Here is a 23,519-nt window from a genome sequence, read left to right as displayed (position 1 = left end):
ATCTCATGTCAGTAAGTTCTTTTAACCGACGCTGGGCGACGGTGATCCTTGAAGCCCTGACTCGCCATGGCGTCAGGCATGTGTGTATTGCGCCGGGCTCACGCTCCACACCGCTGACGCTGGCGGCAGCAGAGAACCGGGCATTTATTCACCACACCCATTTTGACGAGCGCGGCCTGGGCCACCTGGCTCTGGGGCTGGCAAAGGTCAGCAAGGAACCGGTGGCGGTGATCGTCACCTCCGGTACTGCCGTGGCAAACCTCTATCCGGCCCTTATCGAAGCCGGGCTGACCGGTGAGAAACTGGTTCTGCTGACGGCCGATCGCCCGCCCGAGCTTATTGACTGCGGAGCGAACCAGGCTATTCGTCAGCCGGGCCTCTTTGCCTCGCATCCTTCGCAGACGGTTTCGTTACCCCGACCCACGCAGGACATTCCCGCAAGCTGGCTGGTCTCGACCGTCGATCACACCATGGAGACGTTGCGCAGCGGGGCGTTACATATTAACTGTCCGTTTGCCGAGCCGTTGTATGGCGAAATGGACGACACCGGTCTTGCCTGGCAGCAGCAGCTTGGCGACTGGTGGGAGAGCGAAAAGCCGTGGCTGCGCGAGCAGACACACCTTGAGAGCGCAAAGCAACGTGACTGGTTTTTCTGGCGACAAAAACGCGGCGTGGTTATTGCCGGGCGCATGAGCGCCGCCGAAGGCAGGCAGGTGGCCGAATGGGCACACACCCTTGGCTGGCCGCTGATTGGCGACGTGCTGTCCCAGACCGGGCAGCCGCTGCCGTGTGCCGATCTCTGGCTCGGGAATGCGAAAGCGGTGACTGAACTGGCGCAGGCGCAGATTGTGGTTCAGCTGGGCGCAAGCCTGACCGGCAAACGGTTACTGCAGTGGCAGGCAACCTGTAGCCCGGAAGAGTACTGGCTGGTGGATCCGCTGGAAGGGCGGCTCGATCCGGCGCACCATCGCGGCCGTCGTCTGGTGAGCGACATTGACGCCTGGCTGGCGCTCCACCCGGCGGAAAAGCGCGCCCCATGGGCCGTTGAGATCCCGGCGCTGTCGCGTCAGGCGTGGGAGTTGACCCGTGCACAATGCGAAGAATTTGGTGAAGCGGAGCTGGCGCACCGTATTTACCGGTATCTGCCGGAGCAGGGGCAACTGTTTGTCGGCAACAGCCTGGTGGTGCGTCTGATTGATGCGTTCTCAAAACTGCCTGCAGGCTATCCGGTCTACAGTAACCGGGGAGCCAGCGGCATTGACGGGCTGATCTCCACGGCGGCGGGTGTGCAGCGAGCCAGCGCGAAATCCACGCTGGCGATCGTGGGCGATCTTTCAGCGCTGTACGATCTCAATGCGCTGGCGCTGCTGCGGCAGGTGTCGGCGCCGTTTGTGCTGATTGTGGTCAACAATAACGGCGGGCAGATCTTCTCCTTGCTGCCGACACCGCAGAGCGAACGCGAGCGCTTCTACCTGATGCCGCAGAACGTGCAGTTTGAACATGCCGCAGCGATGTTTAATCTGAAATACCACCGCCCGGAAAACTGGGAAGCGCTGGATGCAGCCCTGAGCAGCGCCTGGCGACAGCCCGGTGCAACGCTGATTGAACTGGTCGTCAACGAGGCTGACGGTGCGCAGAAGCTGCAAAGTCTGCTGGCGCAGGTGAGCCACCTGTGATCCTCGCAGGCGCGCAACAGGCCGGTAAGCCAGGTTACCCCTGGCTGGTCTTTTTGCATGGATTTTCTGGCGATTGCCGCGAGTGGCAGACGGTCGGCGAGGCGCTCAGCGATTATCCCCGGCTTTATCTCGACCTGCCGGGGCATGGCCGGTCCGCCAGTATGGCCGTCACGGGGTTCAAAGAAATGAGTGACGTGCTTACCCGAACCCTTGTTAGTTACAACATACTTAACTACTGGCTGGTGGGGTACTCCCTTGGCGGCCGTATTGCGATGTTTCATGCCTGTCAGGATCCTGCGGGGCTTTGCGGCATCATCGTGGAAGGTGGACATCCGGGCCTGAAGGGGGTCGCAGCACGAGAGGCAAGAGCAGCATCCGACCATCTGTGGGCGCAGCGTTTTCGCACGCAGCCCCTCTCAAACGTCTTTGCCGACTGGTATCAACAGCCTGTCTTTGCCTCCCTGACGGACAGCCAGCGCAGGGCGCTCATCGCCCTGCGCTGTCGCAACGCGGGCACAAACCTGGCGATGATGCTCGAGGCAACCTCGCTCGCCGTGCAACCAGACCTGCGTGCCGCCCTCAGCGCGCGACATTTCCCTTTTGATTATCTCTATGGCGAACGTGACGAGAAGTTCGCGGCCCTGGCCGCTGAACTGAACGCTGTTCGCCATGTCATTCCAAACGCCGGACACAACGCCCACCGGGAAAATCCCGGGGCGGTTAGCGCGAGTCTGGCTCAGATACTGCGTCGTCGAATAAAGGACACTCTATGATCTATCCTGATGAAAACATGCTCTATGCACCGGTTGAATGGCAAGACTGCTCCGAAGGTTACACCGACATTCGTTACCACAAATCGGCTGACGGTATCGCCAAAATCACCATTAATCGTCCGCAGGTGCGTAACGCCTTTCGTCCCCTGACCGTAAAAGAGATGATTCAGGCCCTGGCGGATGCGCGCTATGACGACAACATCGGCGTTATCGTCCTGACCGGGGAAGGCGAAAAAGCGTTCTGCTCCGGTGGCGATCAGAAAGTACGCGGTGACTACGGCGGATACCAGGACGATGCGGGTACCCATCACCTGAACGTGCTTGATTTCCAGCGTCAAATCCGTACCTGCCCAAAACCCGTGGTGGCCATGGTGGCAGGCTACTCCATCGGCGGCGGTCACGTGCTGCACATGATGTGCGATCTGACCATTGCCGCAGAGAACGCCATCTTCGGTCAGACGGGCCCGAAAGTCGGCTCCTTTGACGGCGGCTGGGGGGCTTCTTACATGGCGCGCATTGTTGGTCAGAAAAAAGCCCGCGAAATCTGGTTCCTGTGCCGTCAGTATAACGCCCAGGAAGCGCTGGATATGGGCCTGGTTAACACCGTGGTGCCGATTGCCGATCTCGAAAAAGAGACCGTTCGCTGGTGTCGCGAAATGCTGCAGAACAGCCCAATGGCGCTGCGCTGCCTGAAAGCGGCCCTGAACGCTGACTGTGACGGTCAGGCGGGGCTGCAGGAGCTGGCGGGTAACGCCACCATGCTGTTCTACATGACCGAAGAGGGTCAGGAAGGGCGCAACGCGTTTAACGAAAAACGCCAGCCGGACTTCAGTAAATACAAACGGAACCCGTAATGCGTCGCGCGCAGGTATACCGCTGGCAGATACCGATGGACGCGGGCGTGGTGCTGCGTGAACGGCGGTTAAAAACCCGTGATGGCTTCTTCGTGCAACTGCAGCAGGGCGAAGGGCAGGGCTGGGGCGAGATTTCGCCTCTGCCGGGCTTTAGCCTGGAGTCGCTGGAGGAGGCGCAGGCTGCGCTGATGGCATGGGTAGAGGAATGGCGTACAGGCCTGAATCCGCCGCTGCCCGATCTCCCTTCCGCCGCGTTTGGCATCAGCTGCGCGCTCGCGGAGCTCGACGGCAGCCTCCCTGATGAGGCCGATTACCGTGCCGCGCCGCTCTGCACGGGCGATCCGGACGAGCTGTTTGCCTTGCTCAGCGCAATGCCCGGCGAGAAAGTGGCGAAAATCAAAGTCGGTCTTTACGAAGCGGTACGCGACGGCATGGTCGCTAACCTCTTGCTGGAGGCGATCCCCGATCTGCGCCTGCGTCTGGATGCCAACCGCGCCTGGACGCCGCTTAAGGCGCAGCAGTTCGCGAAGTACGTCAACCCGGCGTACCGCAGCCGCATCGCTTTTCTGGAAGAGCCGTGCAAAACCCGTGAGGATTCACGCGCTTTTGCCCGAGAAACCGGCATTGCCATCGCCTGGGATGAAAGCCTGCGCGAGGCGGACTTTGCCTTTAGCGCCGAGCCTGGCGTCAGCGCCGTGGTCATAAAACCGACGCTAACGGGCAGTCTGGCGAAGGTGCGCGAACAGGTGGCGGCAGCGCATGAGGCAGGGCTGACGGCGGTGATCAGCTCCTCCATCGAATCCAGCCTTGGGCTGACACAGCTGGCGCGCATTGCCGCCTGGTTAACGCCCGACACCATCCCGGGGCTGGATACGTTAAACCTGATGCAAACCCAGCTCATTCGCCCGTGGCCGGGGAACGCGCTGCCGTGCGCGGGCGTTGAGGCGCTGGAGCCGTTGCAATGAGTTTTAGCGACTGGCCGTGGCGGCACTGGCGCGAGCAGCGTGCTGATAAACCGGCTCTGCGTCTCAACGACGAGGTGCTGAGCTGGCAACAGCTCTGCACCCGCATCGACAATCTGGCCGCAGGGTTTCATCAGCAGGGCGTAGAGGCGGATGACGGCGTGCTGTTGCTCGCCCATAATCACCCGCAGACCCTGCTGGCATGGCTGGCGCTGCTCCAGTGCGGCGCGCGAATTCTTCCGGTTAATCCCCAGCTCCCGCATCCCCTGCTGGAGGTATTACTTCCTCAGATGACGCTGCGTTTTGCGCTGGTGCTGGACGGTCACTATGACGGGCTCGCCGCGCTTAGCATGCATGCTCCGTCCGGCGAATACCGCGTGGCATGGCAGCCTGAGCGGCTGGCCTCGATGACGCTCACCTCCGGCTCCACCGGGCTGCCGAAAGCGGCCGTTCATACCTGCGGGGCGCATCTTGCCAGCGCTGAGGGCGTCCTCGCGCTGATGCCCTACGGCGAGGATGACGACTGGCTGCTTTCGCTGCCGCTGTTTCATGTCTCCGGGCAGGGGATCTTATGGCGCTGGCTGCAGGCTGGCGCGCGCTTAACCGTACGCGAGAAGCAGCCGCTGGAGCAGGCCTTGCAGGGGTGTACGCATGCCTCGCTGGTGCCAACCCAGCTCTGGCGTCTGCTCAATACCCACCAGCGGATCGCACTGAAAGCGGTACTGCTGGGCGGGGCCGCCATCCCCGTTGAGTTGACGCAACAGGCGCGCGCGCAGGGTATTTCTACGTTTTGTGGCTATGGCCTGACGGAGTTTGCCTCTACCGTCTGCGCGAAAGAGGCTGACGGTGAGCCGGACGTGGGCAGCGCATTGCCGGGCAGGGAGGTGCAGGTCGTTAACGGTGAAGTGTGGATCAAGGCGCAAAGCATGGCCTCAGGCTACTGGCGCGACGGCGCGTTGCTGCCGCTCACGAATTCAGAGGGCTGGTTTGCCACCCGCGATCGCGGCGAACTGCATGACGGTCGCCTGACGATCCTCGGTCGGATGGATAACCTCTTTTTCAGCGGAGGCGAGGGCATTCAGCCGGAGAGTCTTGAGCGGATTATCGCGACCCATCCGCACATCAGCCAGGTCTTCATTGTTCCGCTGAATGATGCCGAATTTGGTCAGCGTCCGGTAGCGGTGGTGGAGTGTGAACCGGGAACGGATATTACCCGCTTGCCGGAATGGGTACAGGGCAAACTGGCGCGATTTGAGCAGCCCGTGCACTGGCTGGTACTGCCTGCGGAGTTAAAAAATGGCGGGATTAAGATCTCCCGCCAGGCGTTAAAACAGTGGGTGAATGCCCAGCTGTCAGGTTAATTAGCCGACATCGGGCTGCGGCTTACGCTGACGACGCAGCAGGCGCAGCACCGGCGGCACGACCACCACCACAATAGCCAGCACCAGCAGGATCTTCGCCACATTGCTGTCCCACAGAATGGCGACATCGCCATTGCTGATGGACAGGGCGCGGCGCAGGTTCTGCTCCAGCATCTCACCCAGCACAAAGCCCAGAATCAACGGCGACATCGGGAAGTGCATTTTACGCAAGATGTAGCCGAACACCCCCAGCACCACCATCAGAATCAGGTCGAAGGTGGTGCTGTGTACCGCATACACCCCCACCGCCGAGACGGCCGCGATTGCGGGTACCAGGAACCACAGCGGAATGGTCAGCATACGGGTGAACAGGCCAATCAGCGGGATGTTCATGACCAGCAACATTACGTTGGCAATCAGCAGTGCCGCAATCAGCCCCCAGACGATATCCGGCTGTTCGGTGAACATCGCCGGTCCTGGCGTGATGTTATAGAGCGTCAGCGCCCCCATCATCACCGCCGTGGTACCGGAGCCGGGCACGCCGAGCGTCAGCATGGGAATAAACGAGCCACAGGCCGAGGCATTGTTGGCCGCCTCGGGTGCGGCGACGCCGCGAATATCGCCTTTACCAAAGCTGTCGCTGTTGCCGCTGAGTTTTTTCTCCGTCATGTAGGTGATGGCGCTGGCGATGGTCGCCCCGGCGCCTGGCAGAATGCCAACAAAGAAGCCAATGACCGCTGAACGCAGCGTGGTACCGATACACTGCACCCCCTCTTTGGCGTTAAAGAGCATCCGGCCAGTTTTACGCACCAGCGTCTGCCCGCTGCTGGTATGTTCCAGCATCAGTAAGATCTCAGAGACAGAGAACAGACCAATCACGACCACGATAAACTGCACGCCGTCGGACAGGTGAACGCTGTCGAAGGTAAAGCGATAGACCCCGGTGTTGGCATCCACGCCGACGGTGGCTAACCCTAAGCCAATCAGCGCAGACAAAAACGACTTCAGTGGGTTTTGTGCCATCATGCTGCCGAGACAGGCAATGGCGAAGACCATCAGGGCAAAATATTCTGCCGGGCCAAACGCCAGCGACCACTGGGCCAGCGCAGGCGCAAACAGAATGATGCCGCCAATGGCAATCAGCGAGCCAAAGAACGAACTGACGGCGGAAATAGACAGCGCCACGCCGCCGCGCCCCTGCCGCGCCATCGGGTAACCATCCAGCGCGGTCATAATGGCCGCCGCATCTCCGGGCACGTTGAGCAGTATTGACGAGATTCGGCCGCCATATTCACAGCCGATGTAGACCGTCGCCAGCAGGATCAGCGCTGATTCCGCAGGCAGATGCAGGGCAAACGCCAGCGGGAGCAAAATAGCGACCCCGTTGATAGGCCCAAGTCCAGGCAACAGACCGACGATCGTCCCGACGAAGCAGCCGATCAGGGCGATCACCAGGTTTTCCGGGGTCATCGCCACAGCGAACCCCTGTGAGAGGTAAATCCAGGTATCCATAGCGTGCTCCGTTAATTAAGCCAGGCGCCAAGCGGCAACGTCACATCCAGCAGGCGGTCAAAGGCGTACCACAGGAAAATGCCCATCACCACGCCCGAGATCCCCGCCGCAGGCAGGCTGGCGTTAAACAGCGTGCCGATGACCATCGTCAGGATGGCTGTCGCCACCGGGAAGCCGAGCCATTCAAAGCCCCAGGCATACATCAGCAGCACAATGACCATCACCAGCAGCCGCTGCAAAATGCGCTTAGGCGGCCACTCTACGGTATCCGGGTGGCGTAACAGCATGGCCACCGAGCAAAGCAGCATCAGGCCGACAATGCCCATTGGAAAGGGGCGGGGCCCCACGGGTTCATAGCTGTATTCGCTGTGGATCTGCCAGGCGACGAACATCCCGCCAATGCAGAGCAACAACCAGATCCCGGCAAAAATGCGATCGCTCATAGCGCCTCCGGTTATTTGGCCAGGCCAAACGCTTTTGCTTTCTCGCGGTAGTCATTCACCTGTTTTTTGACATACTCGTCCAGCTGCTTGCCGTTCAGGTTGAACTCAAACAGCCCGCGCAGATCGCGTTGCTTTTTAAATTCGTCTGTCTGCTGCAATTTGTTAAAGGTGTCGACCCACCACTGGTATTCGGCATCGGTCACTTTTGGCCCGACAAAGAAGCCGCGGATAATCGGCCAGACGAGGTCATAACCCTGTTCTTTTGCAGTCGGCACGTTTGCCAGCTGTCCCGGCAGACGGTTTTCGGAGAAGACCGCCAGCACGCGGATTTTATCGCCGTTCAGGTAGGGCACCATTTCACTGAGATCACCGGAAACTGCCTGCACGTGGTTGCCCATCAGCGCCGTCACCGGTTCACCGCCGCCCTCAAACGCCACGTAACGCATTTTGTGCGGATCCACTTTCGCCTGCTGCGCCAGCAGGGCGGCTTTCATCCAGTCCTGGCTGCCGATGGAGGCGCCTGCGCCAATCACCACGCTGTTGGGGTCTTTTTCCATGGCGGTGAGCAAATCCTTCAGGGATTTCCACGGGGAATCTGCTCGCACGGCAATCATGCCGTAGTCGGTACCGACGGTGGCCAGCCAGCGCACGTCATCCACGCCGTAGCGGCCAAACTTGCCCTGGGAGAGGTTAAGCAGCGAGCCGCCGGAGAAGGCCACCACCGTGCCGGCTTCCGCCGGACGTTGCGCGACAATCGCGTTATAGGCCACCGCGCCCACGCCGCCTGGCATGTAGGTCACGCGCATCGGTTTTTCAATGGCCTTCGTCTCCAGCAGGCTGACCTGAATCAACTTGCAGGTGAGATCGAAACCGCCGCCCGGTTTGGCCGGAGCGATACATTCGGTGCGGGACGGGGCGTCCTGCGCCTGGACAACAGAGGCACTCAACATTAAAACGCTTGCAGCAATCGTTGAAAGTAATTGTTTTTTCATCGTTTATCCTCACGCCGGCGATCCGGGGGTACGGGTACTGGTTTTTTTCTGATTATGTGAACCACCTTGTAGCGGTTCCGTTGCGTGATTGTTAAAACAATAACCTTTCATTTCCCTTTCAACGCGACACCAACTTTACAGGATGTGATATGCGTCTCTTACTGGCTTATCCTCACTGAATAATGTGTAGTTATGTCACATTATGCCCGTCACCATTCCCACCACATGCTTTACCCCTCACGTTTATGTCGAGTTATGCCAACGTCCATTGAGAGACGGATAAAAACCGGATAACCTACCGGACAAATTTCTCACCTTGTCCTGTTGCCATGCCATTAACCGACACAAAAATCAGAAATGCTAAACCTCAGGAGAAGCCTTACTCGCTTCAGGATGGGCAGGGTCTCTATCTGGATATCAGACCTACCGGTGCCAAAATATGGCGCTACCGGTTCTGGCTTACACCAAAAAAAGATGGTCGATACACGATTGGAGAATACCCAGGCGTTTCCCTTGCTGATGCCAGAAGAGAAAGAGAGTGGGCTCGAGAACAGGTGAAACAGGGGAAAAATCCGACCATTGTCAAAGACACCGAAAAGCTTATGGTGATGGGGGATGCAGAGAACACATTCAAATCCATCGCTGAAGAGTGGTATGAGCGCAAGTGTCAGACGTGGGCAGAGAAGACGCAGATAGTTAACCGAGGGTTCCTTGACAAGCACATCCTGCCGTCCATTGGAAAGATACCCGTTAAGGACGTTAAGGCAGCGCACATACTCGCCTTAATGCGCTCACTGGAGAAAGCTGGCAACGCCTATTCTGCCGGAAAGGTGAGGCAGATATGTTCGGCTGTATTTTGCTATGCGGTAGCTACGCTGAGAGCGGAAGTTGACCCTTCTTATGCGCTAAGGGGAGCAGTGATGCAGAAGCCTACAACGCATGCAAGGCCAGCCACCACAGAAGAACTTCGTCAGCTATTCGTTGCGCTCAGGAATTACAAAAGCCCCGTTATGGTCATCTGCATAAAAATGCTGGTTATGACATTCGTGCGTCAACAGGAGCTTAGGTTTGCAAGGTGGGAAGATATCAGCTTTGAAAAGACAGAATGGATAATCCCGAAAGAAGTTATGAAAAAACGCCGTGAACATCGCGTTCCGTTGTGTGAGCATGTTATCGCATTGCTTGAGGAACTTAAACCTTTGACCGGTGATAAAGAATACCTCTTCCCAAGTCCGTCAAAGCCAGGTCAGCCTATCGCAAAAACCACCATTAACCGCGCTATCGAGTATCAGGGATTTGCAAGCGGTGAGATAACCGGACATGACTTCCGTGCCACGGCATCCACCGCTTTATATGAGCAAGGCTTCAGGCCAGAAGTGATAGAGGCACAACTGGCGCATCAGCAAAAGAATAGAGTAGCTGCCGCGTATAACCATGCGGAGTATATGAAAGAGAGAAGGGAAATGATGGAGTGGTGGGGTGGTGTTATTGCTGACCTGATCGCGGACAAGAAGTGATTTTATCCCTTATCCATGCATCGACTTCACTGGAAGGCCACCTGACGCTTCTTCCTATTTTTACCGGACGCGGGAATTTTCCGTCGCGCATCCATTCGTAAATGGTTGGCTTCTTGTAGCCGGTTGCCGCGCACACATCGGTGATCGGCATGAGTGTGTCGCTCATTGCTGTCTCCAATTGATATCTTGAGAAATGCACAGGCCTCATCGAGTGTGAGGCTGTGTGATTCCATGGTTACTCCGATAGTTTGAATCGCTTCTGAAATTCTTTCCTTGTTGCGCAATACTCAAGATAACTTCCGTTAAAATTAATCATTGGAAAGTCAGCAAACAGCACATGGTCAAGCCCAATAGCCGTAACGATAAACTTTGAATTGTCACCATCAATATTCTGTGACTCATAAACGCAGCCACCTTCAATTGTTATTTCTTCACTGACTGACATTATCTATCTCCAATAAAAACCGCCTGTGCGGCGGTCTAGTCGATGCGGATGTGTGGAATCTTTCCGGCTGCTATAGCGTCGTAAATATCTCTAGCCTCGTCTGCAAGGGTGTATTCAGATAGTGCACCAATAGACTCATCTCGCTTCTTATCTGCTTCTGAGCGGATAGGAGTAATTGACCAATGCTTTGTCATGAGTACGCTCTCGACGGGAACATGATGTTGCTCGTTGGTCTTGTAGGTATGAAGGATGGTGTACTCACCAGAATACAGGATTTTACCCAGCAACTTCTCTTGCCCTTCACTTGGGAATTGGTTGCAGATGCATTGCACGTCTGCTCCAATCGGAGGCAATCCCTCGCCATCCCATTCTGTCTTTCTGGCCGATGCAATCGCCGCATTCTTTGATAATTCCAGTTCTTTATTCTCCTGCATATACAACAAAATAGGTCTCATCATTCATCTCCTTACGCTAATTTCTTATACACGCGAGGCTCATCAACAGTAGCCGCGCGAAGTTCGTGTTCGTGATGCACCGAGTAGTTGCCATCATCCCATTTCACCCACGCTTTAGGATGGTCGCTATCCGGTTCAATCTGGCTCTCAACCATCCCTCTGACGCCTCCAGACTTAAGCTGCACTAACGCTCCCACAGCAAATTTAGCCATAACAAGCCCTCTGACATGTGAATGAGTGAAGAGATAGCCATCCATGCAATAAGAACCATGATGACGGCAGCCACTTGGTTAAGTTGCATAAGCGCTCCGGATAAAGAAAAACCCGCTGGCTGCGGGTTTGTTATGCGTCGAATTGGGAGGTCATATCTGTATCTCCGGCATCCTGAAGCCATCCATATCTTCAGCGCGGATGCATGGCGACAGGCAGTCAGCGAATGCCAGCGTGCCGTCCAGTAGAATTATGAATGCCCATCCTTTAAACAGATTTTCGCTGCACCACTCGACACGCATCGGCACATCAGGCATCGATGCAGGAAACACCGGATAGTGCTCAGAAAGCCATTCCATGGCATCGCATCGGCTAAGGTGATATTTGTCGTACATCACTCCTCCTGCTGCGGTGATGCTGAAACTATTATTGCTGCCTGTCTGCAAGCTTCCGCCATTTCATGATGAAATATGCTTTCAAAGTACAATGCCTGCCACTCGTATGTAGCTAGCACCTCTTCCTGCGAATGGGAGTCTCTGCATTGATACGACAAGGTTTCTGCTGACATAATTACTCCTGCTGCGGTGCTGCTGGCATCTCTTGCCAATGAGTGACTGCGTGTGGGTCGGGGAATTCAGTCCCATCGTCCCATTTCGTTCCGGTCCAGATAGCAGACCACATCTCTCCGTCTGCGTACGCCACCATGACCGGAATTAGCTTATTCGGCATCCGCTCACTGCAAGCCACCCAACCATCTGGCAACTCATCACGATTACTTACAGGTTCGGCACCCTGAAGCATGGCGGCGCGTTCACGCAGTTCGCTTACATACTCAACCAGTGATCCGCCAGCAGGGATTTCGCACTCCTCGACCAGTTGGAAATAGATATCGGCCGCTGCCCGTGTATTACTATGCTTGGCGTTGCCCATCTCGCCTTCACGAAGAGCATCGCGTTCGGCGGTAAGATTGGTTATTTTCGCGTCTTTGGCTTCCAGCTCATCCAGCAGCGAATTAGCTTCATCCAAACGAAGCACCACAGTGTCATAGCTTTCTGTCTGCTTTTTGATTTTTGCAATCAGCGCCTGTTTGTCGATGTTGCTCATTGGGCGGCTCCTTTTACGTCGAATTGTGAACGCCAACTTTCCCGTGGCTCGTCGATATTTTTCACACCTATGTCGTCAGCGGCGATATCGATTAGAACCTGCTTAACGAAATCAACGGCTTCACTATGGCTGCCAGCTTCAATCTCAAGACGCTCAGCAAGTTGCTTTGCCAGCACGTCAACGCGGCCCTGGCGAAGAAAATCTGCAAAGCTCACATAACGCGGATTAACGTAACCAACCTTGCAAGTTAATTTGCTCATGACTGCACTCCTTTGCGAATTTGGGCTGCGAACTCGTGCCCGGCAGCAAATACAGAGTTGGAAGTTACGATGACTTCACCATCAGCAACCGATTCTGAGTAATCAGCCATTCTTACAAACTCTTCAACAACACTTGCCCGAACTTCAGCCAGGAAAGCATCGGTCTCAGGCACCTCATTCACCGCTCGGCATATATCATCGTTGCTGCAATCGTTTTCTGTTCCGCAGCATTTGCACACAGTGAAGCACTGGCTGTGTTCATTAATCGCAGCCTTCAGCCCCGCATTCTCCGCAGCCAGTTCTACGCATCTGGCTTCACCTTCTGCCACGCCAGCCCAGTATGCTTCGAACATGTGCTGTGCCTTCTCGCTCACAAAGCTTCTGTCGTCTTCCATCGCTGGCGAGCAGCCGTTGTTGTTCCTGGTAAACCACTCGATAAATTTCTGTTTCACGCTCATTTCTTCGCCCTCTGGTTTAACCACGCTGTCATGTATCGATTTGCATTCATGCTGCATCCTCAAAGTTAAATCCCAGCTGGCAGGAAAAGGCCTCGCAGGACTCAGAACACGAGCCTGTATCGTATTGCCGCATGGATGTCATTCGTGAAGCGAGTTCATCTCGCCCAGTGCTATCGAAGATTGCAATAATGCTTCTCATTGTGTTTTTTCCTCGAAACATAACAGGCTGCTTATGGGTAATGGTGAATTCATGAGAGATGTTTACGCCGTAATACCTATCTCGCTTCTCAGGGTAAAATTTCTTGGTTCTCTTATATTCCCACATGGATTCGTACAGCATGCTGTAGAAGTCATTGGCTAATTCAGGCTCATCCTTCATTGCCAATGCCACTTTTGGTAGACTCTTCTTAATGCAGAAGACGCAATTTCCTAAATGCTCCTGAATGCCAAGGTCAAATGGCTGCTCCCCCCACCAGTCGAGAACATCCTGCTTTTCGAATTCGCTAATGTCAGCGAGGTAATGAAATCCAGGACCTCTATTACCAAGACGATTTGGCTCATCAATCCTAATACCAAGCCAGCGCTCGTAATTTCCCTTTCCATATTTCTCGTCGCAGTACTTTGTGAAAGGAACGGTCTTCATCCTGTCCGTGCAGAACGCGCCACCAACGTAAGGATTGCCATATTTGCGTAGCATTCTTCTCCATGGTTCAAGGTCTGGACCTATCTCCAAAATTCCAAGCTGTTGATATCCGCTCGCCCTACGCATCTGCCTATTTGGGATTACACGCAGACAAGTTATATTCACGCCAAAATGCTTGGCGAAGTTGCGTATAAATTCATATGTTTTTGGGTGCTCAGCGCCGGTGTCCATGAATATTACCTCTGCTGACGGGTGTATCTTTAGGACTTCAAGAGTCATGAACGCCGACGTTCTTCCACCAGAGAAGCTAACCACCTGTGGAATTACCATGTTTATCTCCTCTGGACTTGCTTCAGCCACGCTGTCAGGAATTTGTTCTCGTTCACTGGCGGAAAACTATTCCGCTTCAGCATTTCTTCGCGTGGGATATCGTCGATGGGTTTAATGCGGTGGTTGGCGATAAGCTCTTGTGGCGTGATGAATGGGTCGTAATTCATGACTATCATTGTGCACGCTCCAGAAAATCGTTAACGCCTTCTGCCAGTTCGATAGACAGGTCGTCGATGTGGGTTTTGAGTTCAGCGAGTGATTGCGCCTCTGACAGCAGGATTTCGCGCTCACATAATGCTTTCACCAGATGGTCAAACTTGCTGTAGTAGCTCAGTCGAACCAGTGTTTCCTGTCCGGCATTCTTACCTTCTTTGATGATTCGCTTTTCGTTCAGAACGAGGTCAAACTTAGTGCCAGTGATTACGTATTTGCTGCCGACTTCAATGTTGAGTTTCATGATGAATTCCTCATATTCTTTTTCGTCTGCGAAGAAGCGTTACCCGACTTCTGACCGAGCCAGCACTCCTGCAGAGAATCTCTGATATTTCTTTCTGCATCAGGCCGGAACGCACGAGAGAAATAAGGCGCTCATCGTCCTGTGGAGACCAGTGTCTGTAGGTGTGCGCTGTGGTAATCGAGTAGCGACGCGCTAACATGTAGAGTTGAGGTAGATTGAGTCCTAAACTGTCAGCCGCACGGCATGCAGGCATGCGCCCGCACACCGCCTTCATTTCTTCAGGAGTGATGTTTAGTTTTTGCATTGGTTACTTGATGAGAAGCGTTGGTTTACCTAGCTTAAGTGAAGCGCCTGGAATGGCATTGCCAGCCTTGAGTTGATGCTTAATGGCTAGTTTTTCGGCTTTTACCGTAGTGACGTATTCTACGTACTCAGGAGGTAATGAGCCTTCATCTGTGATTTCAACTGACTCGACAGGGGCACGAACGGTTACCTGATGGATGCCAGCTTTGAGCGATTTCTTACCTGCTGTTTCGAGAGATGCAGCAACATAATCCTTCATGCTAGCAACGCGGTTTTCTGCTGCCTTTGCACGCTCAGCAAGACGCTTACTTTCTTCTTTCAGCGCCTCAGCATAAGCAGATTCGTTTTTGCAGACAGCGAGGATTTGCTCTACCTTCGCTTCCAGTTCCCATTCAATCCCATCCAGGGTGTCAGCAATCATCTCAGGTTCCATACCAGAGTCTGAAAGCTTGGCGAAATCATTTGCAATCTGATACAAGGCGGTCATTATGCTGCCTCCGGGAATTTTGGTTTGCATTCATGGTAGATGGCCTGAACGTTCTGCTGCAATTTCATTCCCATGGTTAGCTTAAATGCTTCCTGGAACTTTATTTTCAGGTCGAATAACGTTTCGGCTTTAGCCATCTCATCACACAGCACCTGTACTCGTTCGATGACTTCCTGCTGACGCTTGCGCTCATCCTCGCGGATATCTTCTTCTGACTTATGAGGCATGACCGGTTCCTGATGCATACCCTCATCTTCATTGAGCAGGTGAATTGCGTTATCGAGGCGCTGTGCTTTAGGCCAGTATTTGCTGGCACGCTTGACAATGGTCTTACGTGCCATCTCTTCCCAGAACGTCTTCCATGGACCATTCTTTGCCTTACTGGTAGCCTCCACCGCCTTTATTTCTGACAGGCTCATTTCTTCCGTCAGATAATCACCATCAGCAGTCTTCACGGTGCAGTAGCCACCGACAACCTCGCCACGCTCACCGAATGCGTTGTATTTGTGCGTAGGAGCGCTATCAAGGCCGTTTGATTCGTAAGTGTCAGCTGAGTACACCAGTTTGCACTGACCCCACTTAATGGAGCCTGTAGACTGCGCCAAGTGCAACAATCCCATGTAGCTGATATCCAGGCATACCATACCGTCGCGAGGAACAAGATAAGCAAGCTTGCTGGCAGGGTTCAGCGTGATGCCAATGGCTGCTACGTTGATAATCGCGTTCTGTGCGCTGGTAGGGTTTGATAGGGCGGTTTTGGCAAGGAAGTCATTCTTCTGGAAGTACTGAATCGCAAACTGGCTTTCCTTAGCCCATGTGACTGTCTGCTCAGTTAACGCGCCGCAGAATAGCTGCTCCTGCTGTTTAACAAACTCAACGATATTGCTCATGCTGCATCCTCAAATACATGGCGGCACATAAAGATAGAGAGTGCGTACTCAACTTCTACACGCGGCCTGAATAAATCCCACATGACTGTGCCAGCCATATCCTGATAGTCGCAGTCGTCTTCGCCTAACCACTCGACTGCATGCTTCGTGTAATCGTCAGGTTTGTGTTCTGAAAGCATGTTGAGAACCGGCCGCATGTTCGCGCACAGCATCTCAACCTGCTTATCAATCTTCGCTTTGTCCTCATCGCTAAGATTCGCGATGATTTGCTTAATCTCTGTTTTGTCTGTCATCGTCAGGCGCATCTTCTGCATCCTCATTCTGCTATTTCAACATGTCCTGCATAAGGCGCACAAAGGCATCTTCTGACCAGGTATCTGCAATGCTCATGATTTGCGGTACCACGGGTGATTGATTGCAGTCTTCATGGCTTCATGAGCCTCTTGCCACATGCGACCATCACCGAGATAGCGAGCAATGACTGCTTTGCTCTGCGCTGCTTTGAGTGCGCTGTGATTTATAACTGGTGACATAAACCCTCCAGGTGCTTACGGGCAGCACGAATAAGACGGCGAACACGTTTGGATAATTCGGATTCGGATGGGTAATAGGCGGACATGATGCCGCCACCCGATAGCGATAAATGCATCATGGTGGTATTCCTTATGTTGTGTGTGATTGCATAGCGCTGCGTTCGTAGAGCGCACTGATATACAGTTAAAAAATGCCCTCACAGTGGAGGGCAAAGGTGAAACGAGGGGATTTAATCAGACGCTATCGAATCGTCTCCGATAGTACGGTGCGGTATTACACCCAATAGCTAACTCAGAGAATTAGCTATCAGCTGCTATTCGCTTGGTGGTTCAGGTAAGGGCATCCAGTGGGCAACCTGATACGCGCTACCTTTCTTTCCGTACGTATCACACCAACATCCTAGCCACAGACCATCACCCTTATATTCTCCACTTTCTATGTTGAAATGGTTGTTGCATGAAATTCTAATGAGGACTTTTTCGCCCTTCCCAGGCATCCGCTCACTACACTTAATCCACTCCATCACTCCTCCCCCAGAGCCTTTGCAGCCTCTTTTGCTTTGTGAATCCATAGCAGAGCCATGTAGTACACGGCCTTTTCATCAGCGCCGGTGATATCCTGCTCTGCCATCCATTTTGTAAATTCAACTGCGTTCATATTCACCTCTGTGGCTTGCTGCCAAAAGAAGGCCGACTATGCGGCCTGTTAATCGTCGTAACTCAGGCCTTTGTTTTCGTATTCGTCGCCATAATTAGCGAGCTTTTCTTCAATCAGCTTTCGCAAGGCTGCCTTGCCATGACGCATCACGCCGAAGTGGATAACGTTTCGAATTAACGCATCAGCGTTGTTTTCACCTTCAAGATTGACTTTAGGAATATTTATCGTTGAGCTGCCAACGATGGTGTCAATCTTCAATGTGCATTTCCCTGATAACTGCACCTGCTTACCCATAATTACCTCGCTGTAACCTGTTTACTTGTACGATGACCAGCTGCGTACAGCTCCACATCTGGCAGACACACTGCTCCGCTCACATCCTGCTTATGACCAAACTCATTCGCATACACAATCGCTGCTCGCTCGAGGTTGCGCTTGTACTCTTCCAGATGCCAGAACGCGTCCTGCACCATAAATTTGATCGGCTTGGCGTCTTCGATGCGCTTAGGTGTTTCGTGTTTACCTTTAGCCTGAATCTGCGCACGGCTAAGGGTGGGGCGATGCATTACTTCTGAGCTTGCCGTTACCGCATTCTGGAGCGCTGCACGACGCTCACGACGACGACCCGATGCTGATCCATTGAAAGCTGTTCTGCGTGTCATAGTGACCTCCTGATGAACTTTGGTGGTGAATACAGCCGGGCGACTAACTCCGGTCGCGTACTCATTGCAAAGCGCCTCCGCCGAGAAGGTTGGCTTCTGCATTCACCCCAAAGTTCACTTTGGTTGCTAGGCTTTTCAGCCTCGTAGATTCATCTCTGAATCGTTGTATGTTCACCGTCCTGGTGAGTGGTGCTCCGTGTTGATGGCTTAAAATTAGCACCATGCTAAATTCATGGCAAGTGCTTTGTGCTAAAAAATTAGCGCTAATTGCTAAAGAGATGTTTTTGAAGGAAAAATAATTTAGCGTAAAGCTGATGTGTATTTACATTGGGCAACAAAAAACCCGCACTAGGCGGGTTGGATGTATTGCTGTGGAGGTATTAGTAGGTTACGGATGACCAGAAGACGCGGCCAATCACTCGAATTTCAGATGATGGTCTTATTTCTTCAGGGTGCTCTTCACTGTTGTAACTCCTGATTCGAATCATTCCACCAGGCATGGCATACAACAGTTTTACACGTAGTAAATCGCCGTAGTCGATAGCATACATCTTGCCGTCTTTAACTTCCTTGCAGCCAGTATCAACTCCGACCGTAGAACCGTTAGGCAGCACCGGTTCCATACTATTACCGATAACCTCAACACATACAGCGTTAGTGAACTGTATGTTCAGTTTTCGAAGTGTAGATTTTGCGAATCTCAACTTATATCCATTATGGTCTTCACGAAAGGTGCTTCCGGCTCCTGCAGCTAACTGCACTTCCTTCAGGAACGGGATCTCAACTTCATCATCATCCAGTGACGTCTGGTTATCCCAAGGTTCAATCCCGCCGATTATCTTAGCCTCACCACGATTCTCGGCTTCCTCTAACTCTGGATGCAATTGATCTAACCAGCCATGTGGAAGGTTTAGGTTTAGTTCAATTTTGCGAGCAAGGTCATCACCTAAATTTCGTACTGCTTTTTCACCCAGTATCTGACTGAGGGTAGAGGGTGACGTGCCGACCTTTTCTGCAAAGTCAGCTTTCGTGATTCCACTGCGGATAGCAATGTTCTGCTGGTAGCGGAGGTTGGTCCGCCTGATGTCTTTTATGTCCATGCTCAAATCATCCCATCTTTTAGCACGGCGATAAATATGCATAAAGCTAAACTCTCTCTTGATTTAAATTTAGCATGGCGCTAATATTTGTGTTGTGCATTAGCAGATGGAGCACCTATGGAAACCAACGTTAAGCAGTTTGAACAGATGAATGATCTGCTTCGCTGGAGAAAACAGGCCTCCAAGGAAGATTGGGAAAAGCTGGCGAAGCTTGCCAATACAACTCCTGGGAACCTGGACCAGCTGGCTTATGGATATCGCGGGGCATCCGCACAGAAGGCAAGTGACATTGCAAACGCATCCTTGAACTTCCGATTCCCTAAGCCTGTAACAAAAGAAGCAATTGCCTTTCCTCCAGTGCGGAAAGTAGCGAGCAGTAAAGCAGCCTAAAAGGCACCCCACAACGGACTCTCGTCCTACGTCGCTGAAAAGCGAACCTCAAACTTCAAATCGCATCAACCGATGCGTAACCAACTATTTAACTAAGGAAATTATCTATGAATGGAATTGCAACTCAAAGCAAGAAGGCGGCGAGAATCGAATCGACCTTGCTTAACAAGCTGGCTCTGATGGGTCAGAAGACATTCGCTAAAGCCATGGGCATTCCTGAATACCAGGTAAGCCGGTGGAAAAACGGTTTCTTCTCTCAGGTGAGCATGATGCTGGCGGTTCTGGAATATGGAATCGAAGACGAGGAAATGGCTGAGCTGACAAAGCGGCTGGCTAGTTATCTGAGCAAAGAAAAGGCCCCGATGAGCGGTAACTCATTCGAGGCCTGAGAACACTGTGTTACGTCAACACTTATTCACAGGAGATATTTTAATGCGAAAGCGTAAAAAGTACCAGGAAAAAGAAGAGATTCGACACCCTGATTCACCTGAAGGATTAGTGAATACAGCTGCCAATAATCGGGCGTTCGCAGAGCGTCTTATTGGCGTTTACAGACTAGCCAAAGCAGGAGTGAAGAATGGGCGTCGTTAAACAAATGTCCGATTACAGGCCACCGCTGGAGGCCGTGGAGCCAAAAGTGGCGCAGCTTGAAGAAGGCTTTACTCGGTTAGCCAATGAACTGCTTGAAGCAACAATGAGCTCAGGTCTGCCAGAGACTGAGCTTTGCATCGTGATGGCCGTATGGCGAAAGACATATGGCTTCAGCAAGAAGATGGACTGGATTAGCAACGAGCAATTAGGAGAGATGATTCTCAAGCATTACACGCATTGCTCAACAGCTAAAAACAACCTTATCAGGAAGAAGGTGCTTGTTCAGGAAGGGCGGAAAATTGGCATCAACACAACCATTTCTGAGTGGCAAACAAAGAATAACGGAAAGTGCTTAACATTAGCGGAACCTGCTAAGAAAACATTAGCAGAATCTGCTAACGCACCTTTGCAGAATCTGCTAACCACAAAAGAAACTATTCAAAAGAAAGAAAGAAAAGAAAACACACAGTCATCTTGCGATGACCGCTCGCCGGTTAAACCTGCAAGACGAAAGACTGTACGCATCAACTATGAAGAGTATCTGGATGCCTATAACGAAATCGTTGGTGATAGGCTTCCTCACGCTGTAGAGGCCAACGCTGAGAGAAAGCGCAAGCTGAAAACTCTTATCGGCTCTCTGGCTACAAAAAACCTTGATGGCTTCAAGGCATACGTTAATGCGTTTATGCGCATGGCAAGACCTTTCCACTTTGGCGATAACGATCGCGGCTGGTCCGCTGATTTTGATTATCTGCTTCGCCCTAAAGTTTTAACAAAAATTCGTGAGGGAACACTATGAGACAGGATATCGAGGCCAGCGTTATCGGCGGACTTCTCCTTGGTGGATTAACGCCTGCAGCTGGAGACGTTCTTGCAACGCTTGAGCCGGAAGCATTCTCCATACCGCTCTATCGGAAAGCGTTTGAGGTCATCTGCAAGCAAGCTCGCAACCGTAACCTGATTGACGCTCTGATGGTCGCTGAGGAATGCGGTGATGAACATGCCACTGCCGTGATGATGACTGCTCGCTCATGTCCAAGTGCTGCAAACCTGAAAGGCTACGCCAGCATGGTCGCTGATAACTATCATCGCCGCCTGGTACTGCAGCTTATCAGTGAAATGCGTGACCCTATCGAGAACGGAACCATCGATACTTCAGGTCAGGCAATGGACGAACTGGTAAAGCGCCTGTCAGCCATCAGGAAGCCGCGCGACGAGATTAAACCAGTTCACCTTGGCGATATCATCACCGACTACACAGAAACTCTTGATAAGCGCCTGCGTAACGGTGAAGAGTCAGACAATCTGAAGACCGGTATTGACGAACTGGACGCAATCCTTGGCGGGATTAACGCTGAAGACCTGATTATCGTTGCCGCACGACCTGGTATGGGTAAAACGGAGTTCTCTCTCAAGCTGGCAGAAAGCGTAGCAAGCAGGACTTTGCCTAACTCAGAGCAAAAACGCGGAGTGCTGATTTTCTCGATGGAGATGAGTGCGCTGCAGATTGCCGAGAGAAGCATTGCCGGAGCCGGGATGATGTCGGTTAGCTCACTGAGAAACCCAACGCGCATGAACGACGAAGCGTGGGGAAGGGTAGCAGAAGGAATGAAGCGTTTGGCAGGACTAGACGTGTGGGTAGTAGACGCATGTCGTCTTTCCGTTGAGGAAATCAGGTCGATCGCAGAACGCCTGAAGCAGGAAAATCCCCACCTGTCGCTCATCATGGCTGACTACCTTGGCCTAATTCAGAAGCCGAAAGCAGAACGAAACGACCTGGCTATTGCCCACATATCCGGAAGCCTAAAGGCTATGGCGAAGGAGCTTAAAACCCCTGTCGTATCACTCAGCCAGTTATCCCGTGAAGTCGAGAAACGCCCTAACAAACGGCCAACCAACGCAGACCTGCGCGACTCAGGCAGTATTGAGCAGGATGCAGACTCAATCATCATGCTGTATCGCGAGGCTGTGTATGATGAAAACAGCCAGGCCGCACCTTACGCAGAAATCATCGTGACGAAAAACCGCTTTGGCTCCCTTGGAACTGTGTATCAGGGATTCCGAAATGGTCACTTTGTTGGATGCGACCAGGAAGAAGCCAGAGCGAAATGCACAGTTGCAAGCCAGCCCCAACAAAAAGGGCGGCGATATTCAGGAGCAGATGTATGAACACACGAGACAAAATACTCAATCACCTTGAAACAAGCATTCCCACCTCAGCACCACAATTCGCAAAACTCCTCGGATGCCAGAAATCACATATCAACCTGCTACTGCGTGACCTTATCGCAGACGGCCAGATTGAGGTTGATCGCATCTGTAAGAGCATTAAGTACTACCGGTTAGCATCGCTTCATCATGAGCGCACAGAAGCTCTCATGCGCTATCTGGATGAGCATGAAACAGGAATGGCAGTTGAGATATCAACCGCAACAGGAATCGACAAGCGCCTCGTTACGAAGATGCTTAAGCACCTTCATGAAAACGGTGAGCTTCATCGCGACTGGTGCCACAAGAACGCATGGGTATACAGCAAGAAGCCGGTATTTAATTTCGGTGCAGCTAACCCACTTACTGCATTTATCAACCAGAGATTAAGGGAAGTAAGACGATGTGCGTAACTGTGCTGAGACAATGTTATGGGTGCGGACGTCCAGTTCATAACCCAGGGTTTGGACCTATTCCTGATGAGCCGATGTGCGATTTTTGCAGAAAGGCATCAATTAAACCTCGATACGTTTACATCAATTCCACAAAAGAAATTCTCCCCAAGTTCGATTACTTGACAGAGCTAACTCGCAGAAAGTCGCGGGAGCTTATCAACCAGAGATTGAGAGAGGTGAGAAGTGTTTAAGCCAGGTCAGTTAGTCCAGTCGATTAAGTACGGTGACTATTACGTTGTCGTGAAGCAAGGCCCAATACATACGCTGGCAAAACCATTATCTACAAAGAAGTGGCCTTACCAAACCATGTTTATCGAACGCAATCGCTTCCGGCTGATAGGCAACAACTACCAGCCCAAACCTAACACCCCAGCACGCTGATGGAGAGGAATGATGAACAAGAAGAAAGCAGACAAGTTATTTCATGAAGCAATGATGGCAGTGCACGCAGCAGGTGAAGACCGCGTCAACTATTGCCTCAGCTTTGTACGTGGCTATCTGGATAGCGTTGGCAAAACCGAGATGCTTCACGAATGGGATGATGGAACGATGCGCGTGAAGATGACAATTGGCGAGCAGGTTCATTGATGGAGAGGAATATGGACGAATCAAGAAAGCAGTTTGAGCAAGCATTCGCAAAAATAAAACGCATTCCCATTGCTGCTGTAGAAAGTTGTAGATACGGAGATGGATATTGGGATGAAGGGAATTTGAACACTCGCGGTATATCTACAGCATGGGAAATCTGGAAAGAGGGTTATGCCGCTGGAATCAAAGTGAAGGAGTGAGT

The 23,519-nt window shown here is 52.7% G+C and carries 38 protein-coding genes; 14 read left to right on the top strand and 24 right to left on the bottom strand.

The genetic code is table 11. The annotated features are described in order from the left end of the window. Positions 1-5 precede the first annotated feature (5 nt). The 5 genes from menD to menE are packed head-to-tail and all read left to right on the top strand — an operon-like array spanning position 6 to position 5,626. Positions 6-1,676, top strand: coding sequence for a 2-succinyl-5-enolpyruvyl-6-hydroxy-3-cyclohexene-1-carboxylic-acid synthase (gene menD / locus ACQG22_RS16330; protein ID WP_369706897.1), 1,671 nt, complete (start codon positions 6-8; stop codon positions 1,674-1,676). Beyond that, on the top strand, positions 1,673-2,449 hold the full coding sequence (gene menH / locus ACQG22_RS16325) for a 2-succinyl-6-hydroxy-2,4-cyclohexadiene-1-carboxylate synthase (RefSeq protein WP_040022383.1): 777 nt from the start codon (positions 1,673-1,675) through the stop codon (positions 2,447-2,449). The genes menD and menH overlap by 4 nt, the downstream gene beginning before the upstream one ends. Continuing rightward, a complete protein-coding gene (menB, locus tag ACQG22_RS16320) occupies positions 2,446-3,303 on the top strand; it encodes a 1,4-dihydroxy-2-naphthoyl-CoA synthase (protein WP_013098093.1) in 858 nt (285 codons plus the stop codon). The genes menH and menB overlap by 4 nt, the downstream gene beginning before the upstream one ends. Beyond that, positions 3,303-4,268 carry an o-succinylbenzoate synthase gene (gene menC, locus ACQG22_RS16315; RefSeq protein ID WP_040022386.1) on the top strand — a complete coding sequence of 322 codons (966 nt, stop codon included), beginning with the start codon at positions 3,303-3,305 and terminating at the stop codon, positions 4,266-4,268. Before menB ends, menC begins: the two co-directional genes overlap by 1 nt. Further along, on the top strand, positions 4,265-5,626 hold the full coding sequence (menE, locus tag ACQG22_RS16310) for an o-succinylbenzoate--CoA ligase (protein ID WP_102752053.1): 1,362 nt from the start codon (positions 4,265-4,267) through the stop codon (positions 5,624-5,626). The genes menC and menE overlap by 4 nt, the downstream gene beginning before the upstream one ends. On the opposite strand, the gene ACQG22_RS16305 is transcribed toward menE, so the two are convergent. Genes ACQG22_RS16305 through ACQG22_RS16295 form a run of 3 tightly spaced genes read right to left on the bottom strand, consistent with a single transcriptional unit; the run spans position 5,627 to position 8,573 of the window. Continuing rightward, complete coding sequence (locus ACQG22_RS16305) at positions 5,627-7,138, bottom strand: tripartite tricarboxylate transporter permease (RefSeq protein WP_013098090.1); 1,512 nt, start codon at positions 7,136-7,138, stop codon at positions 5,627-5,629. It lies immediately after the preceding gene. An 11-nt stretch (positions 7,139-7,149) separates the two neighbouring features. Beyond that, complete coding sequence (locus tag ACQG22_RS16300) at positions 7,150-7,581, bottom strand: tripartite tricarboxylate transporter TctB family protein (RefSeq protein WP_013098089.1); 432 nt, start codon at positions 7,579-7,581, stop codon at positions 7,150-7,152. 11 nt (positions 7,582-7,592) lie between these two features. Beyond that, on the bottom strand, positions 7,593-8,573 hold the full coding sequence (locus tag ACQG22_RS16295; RefSeq protein ID WP_029881726.1) for a Bug family tripartite tricarboxylate transporter substrate binding protein: 981 nt from the start codon (positions 8,571-8,573) through the stop codon (positions 7,593-7,595). A gap of 329 nt (positions 8,574-8,902) precedes the next feature. Between ACQG22_RS16295 and ACQG22_RS16290 the strand changes: the two genes are divergently transcribed. After that, entirely contained in the window at positions 8,903-10,090 is a 1,188-nt protein-coding gene (locus tag ACQG22_RS16290) for a tyrosine-type recombinase/integrase (RefSeq protein ID WP_369706896.1), read from the top strand. On the opposite strand, the gene ACQG22_RS16285 is transcribed toward ACQG22_RS16290, so the two are convergent. From ACQG22_RS16285 to ACQG22_RS16185, 21 genes are all read right to left on the bottom strand, one after another. Next, positions 10,059-10,241: a helix-turn-helix transcriptional regulator gene (locus tag ACQG22_RS16285; RefSeq protein ID WP_240530683.1), complete on the bottom strand. Its 183-nt coding sequence runs from the start codon at positions 10,239-10,241 to the stop codon at positions 10,059-10,061. The two genes, ACQG22_RS16290 and ACQG22_RS16285, sit on opposite strands and share 32 nt — an antisense overlap. Positions 10,242-10,325: 84 nt before the next feature. Beyond that, positions 10,326-10,535 (bottom strand): hypothetical protein, encoded by a 210-nt coding sequence (locus ACQG22_RS16280; RefSeq protein ID WP_369706895.1) that lies wholly within the window; start codon positions 10,533-10,535, stop codon positions 10,326-10,328. A gap of 35 nt (positions 10,536-10,570) precedes the next feature. Beyond that, positions 10,571-10,993, bottom strand: coding sequence for a hypothetical protein (locus ACQG22_RS16275; RefSeq protein ID WP_369706894.1), 423 nt, complete (start codon positions 10,991-10,993; stop codon positions 10,571-10,573). Positions 10,994-11,001: 8 nt separating this feature from the next. Further along, the gene (locus ACQG22_RS16270) at positions 11,002-11,202 is read right to left on the bottom strand and encodes a hypothetical protein (RefSeq protein WP_369706893.1); all 201 of its coding nucleotides are present in this window, start codon (positions 11,200-11,202) and stop codon (positions 11,002-11,004) included. Positions 11,203-11,352: 150 nt separating this feature from the next. Continuing rightward, positions 11,353-11,595, bottom strand: a complete 243-nt coding sequence (locus ACQG22_RS16265; protein WP_369706892.1) for a hypothetical protein — start codon at positions 11,593-11,595, stop codon at positions 11,353-11,355. Between the two features lie 175 nt (positions 11,596-11,770). Further along, a complete protein-coding gene (locus tag ACQG22_RS16260) occupies positions 11,771-12,304 on the bottom strand; it encodes a DUF551 domain-containing protein (protein WP_369706891.1) in 534 nt (177 codons plus the stop codon). Next, complete coding sequence (locus ACQG22_RS16255; RefSeq protein ID WP_369706890.1) at positions 12,301-12,564, bottom strand: hypothetical protein; 264 nt, start codon at positions 12,562-12,564, stop codon at positions 12,301-12,303. Before ACQG22_RS16255 ends, ACQG22_RS16260 begins: the two co-directional genes overlap by 4 nt. Beyond that, the gene (locus ACQG22_RS16250) at positions 12,561-13,022 is read right to left on the bottom strand and encodes a hypothetical protein (RefSeq protein ID WP_369706889.1); all 462 of its coding nucleotides are present in this window, start codon (positions 13,020-13,022) and stop codon (positions 12,561-12,563) included. The genes ACQG22_RS16255 and ACQG22_RS16250 overlap by 4 nt, the downstream gene beginning before the upstream one ends. Before the next feature lie 46 nt (positions 13,023-13,068). After that, positions 13,069-13,995, bottom strand: a complete 927-nt coding sequence (locus tag ACQG22_RS16245) for a phosphoadenosine phosphosulfate reductase family protein (RefSeq protein ID WP_369706888.1) — start codon at positions 13,993-13,995, stop codon at positions 13,069-13,071. Between the two features lie 2 nt (positions 13,996-13,997). Next, entirely contained in the window at positions 13,998-14,171 is a 174-nt protein-coding gene (locus ACQG22_RS16240) for a DUF2737 family protein (RefSeq protein ID WP_369706887.1), read from the bottom strand. Next, complete coding sequence (locus ACQG22_RS16235) at positions 14,168-14,452, bottom strand: DUF5405 family protein (RefSeq protein ID WP_288725786.1); 285 nt, start codon at positions 14,450-14,452, stop codon at positions 14,168-14,170. Before ACQG22_RS16235 ends, ACQG22_RS16240 begins: the two co-directional genes overlap by 4 nt. 307 nt (positions 14,453-14,759) lie before the next feature. Then, entirely contained in the window at positions 14,760-15,242 is a 483-nt protein-coding gene (locus ACQG22_RS16230; protein ID WP_369706886.1) for a siphovirus Gp157 family protein, read from the bottom strand. Continuing rightward, positions 15,242-16,132 (bottom strand): recombinase RecT, encoded by an 891-nt coding sequence (locus tag ACQG22_RS16225; protein WP_369706885.1) that lies wholly within the window; start codon positions 16,130-16,132, stop codon positions 15,242-15,244. The genes ACQG22_RS16230 and ACQG22_RS16225 overlap by 1 nt, the downstream gene beginning before the upstream one ends. After that, positions 16,129-16,437, bottom strand: a complete 309-nt coding sequence (locus ACQG22_RS16220) for a hypothetical protein (protein WP_369706884.1) — start codon at positions 16,435-16,437, stop codon at positions 16,129-16,131. Before ACQG22_RS16220 ends, ACQG22_RS16225 begins: the two co-directional genes overlap by 4 nt. A gap of 81 nt (positions 16,438-16,518) precedes the next feature. Next, entirely contained in the window at positions 16,519-16,665 is a 147-nt protein-coding gene (locus ACQG22_RS16215; protein WP_129741367.1) for a host cell division inhibitory peptide Kil, read from the bottom strand. After that, the gene (locus ACQG22_RS16210) at positions 16,650-16,784 is read right to left on the bottom strand and encodes a hypothetical protein (RefSeq protein WP_063855077.1); all 135 of its coding nucleotides are present in this window, start codon (positions 16,782-16,784) and stop codon (positions 16,650-16,652) included. The genes ACQG22_RS16215 and ACQG22_RS16210 overlap by 16 nt, the downstream gene beginning before the upstream one ends. Before the next feature lie 195 nt (positions 16,785-16,979). After that, positions 16,980-17,189 carry a DUF551 domain-containing protein gene (locus ACQG22_RS16205; RefSeq protein WP_369706883.1) on the bottom strand — a complete coding sequence of 70 codons (210 nt, stop codon included), beginning with the start codon at positions 17,187-17,189 and terminating at the stop codon, positions 16,980-16,982. After that, positions 17,189-17,323, bottom strand: coding sequence for a hypothetical protein (locus tag ACQG22_RS16200; protein WP_256124487.1), 135 nt, complete (start codon positions 17,321-17,323; stop codon positions 17,189-17,191). Before ACQG22_RS16200 ends, ACQG22_RS16205 begins: the two co-directional genes overlap by 1 nt. 48 nt (positions 17,324-17,371) lie before the next feature. Beyond that, positions 17,372-17,617, bottom strand: a complete 246-nt coding sequence (locus ACQG22_RS16195) for a hypothetical protein (protein WP_369706882.1) — start codon at positions 17,615-17,617, stop codon at positions 17,372-17,374. A 2-nt stretch (positions 17,618-17,619) separates the two neighbouring features. After that, on the bottom strand, positions 17,620-17,985 hold the full coding sequence (locus tag ACQG22_RS16190; RefSeq protein ID WP_369706881.1) for an antitermination protein: 366 nt from the start codon (positions 17,983-17,985) through the stop codon (positions 17,620-17,622). 380 nt (positions 17,986-18,365) lie between these two features. Continuing rightward, positions 18,366-19,127 carry a S24 family peptidase gene (locus tag ACQG22_RS16185; protein ID WP_369706880.1) on the bottom strand — a complete coding sequence of 254 codons (762 nt, stop codon included), beginning with the start codon at positions 19,125-19,127 and terminating at the stop codon, positions 18,366-18,368. 75 nt (positions 19,128-19,202) lie between these two features. On the opposite strand from ACQG22_RS16185, the gene ACQG22_RS16180 reads away from it, so the two are divergent. From ACQG22_RS16180 to ACQG22_RS16145, 8 genes are all read left to right on the top strand, one after another. After that, positions 19,203-19,475, top strand: a complete 273-nt coding sequence (locus tag ACQG22_RS16180; RefSeq protein WP_369706879.1) for a transcriptional regulator — start codon at positions 19,203-19,205, stop codon at positions 19,473-19,475. A gap of 107 nt (positions 19,476-19,582) precedes the next feature. Further along, positions 19,583-19,864, top strand: a complete 282-nt coding sequence (locus ACQG22_RS16175) for a CII family transcriptional regulator (RefSeq protein ID WP_161656696.1) — start codon at positions 19,583-19,585, stop codon at positions 19,862-19,864. A 43-nt stretch (positions 19,865-19,907) separates the two neighbouring features. Beyond that, a complete protein-coding gene (locus ACQG22_RS16170) occupies positions 19,908-20,066 on the top strand; it encodes a hypothetical protein (RefSeq protein WP_045408365.1) in 159 nt (52 codons plus the stop codon). Continuing rightward, entirely contained in the window at positions 20,053-20,865 is an 813-nt protein-coding gene (locus tag ACQG22_RS16165) for a replication protein (protein WP_369706878.1), read from the top strand. Before ACQG22_RS16170 ends, ACQG22_RS16165 begins: the two co-directional genes overlap by 14 nt. Next, positions 20,862-22,235, top strand: coding sequence for a replicative DNA helicase (locus ACQG22_RS16160; RefSeq protein WP_369706877.1), 1,374 nt, complete (start codon positions 20,862-20,864; stop codon positions 22,233-22,235). The genes ACQG22_RS16165 and ACQG22_RS16160 overlap by 4 nt, the downstream gene beginning before the upstream one ends. Continuing rightward, a complete protein-coding gene (locus tag ACQG22_RS16155) occupies positions 22,232-22,687 on the top strand; it encodes a transcriptional regulator (RefSeq protein WP_369706876.1) in 456 nt (151 codons plus the stop codon). The genes ACQG22_RS16160 and ACQG22_RS16155 overlap by 4 nt, the downstream gene beginning before the upstream one ends. A 432-nt stretch (positions 22,688-23,119) precedes the next feature. Next, positions 23,120-23,317: a hypothetical protein gene (locus ACQG22_RS16150; RefSeq protein WP_254665207.1), complete on the top strand. Its 198-nt coding sequence runs from the start codon at positions 23,120-23,122 to the stop codon at positions 23,315-23,317. 11 nt (positions 23,318-23,328) lie between these two features. Continuing rightward, a complete protein-coding gene (locus tag ACQG22_RS16145; RefSeq protein ID WP_369706875.1) occupies positions 23,329-23,517 on the top strand; it encodes a hypothetical protein in 189 nt (62 codons plus the stop codon). Positions 23,518-23,519 lie beyond the last annotated feature (2 nt).

Origin of the sequence: Enterobacter cloacae complex sp. 309I3 (assembly GCF_050031595.1) — a bacterium.
Lineage (GTDB): Bacteria > Pseudomonadota > Gammaproteobacteria > Enterobacterales > Enterobacteriaceae > Enterobacter > Enterobacter cloacae.
The sequence above is the reverse complement of the archived record's forward strand: the minus strand, read 5'-3'. Positions and strand labels throughout refer to the sequence as shown.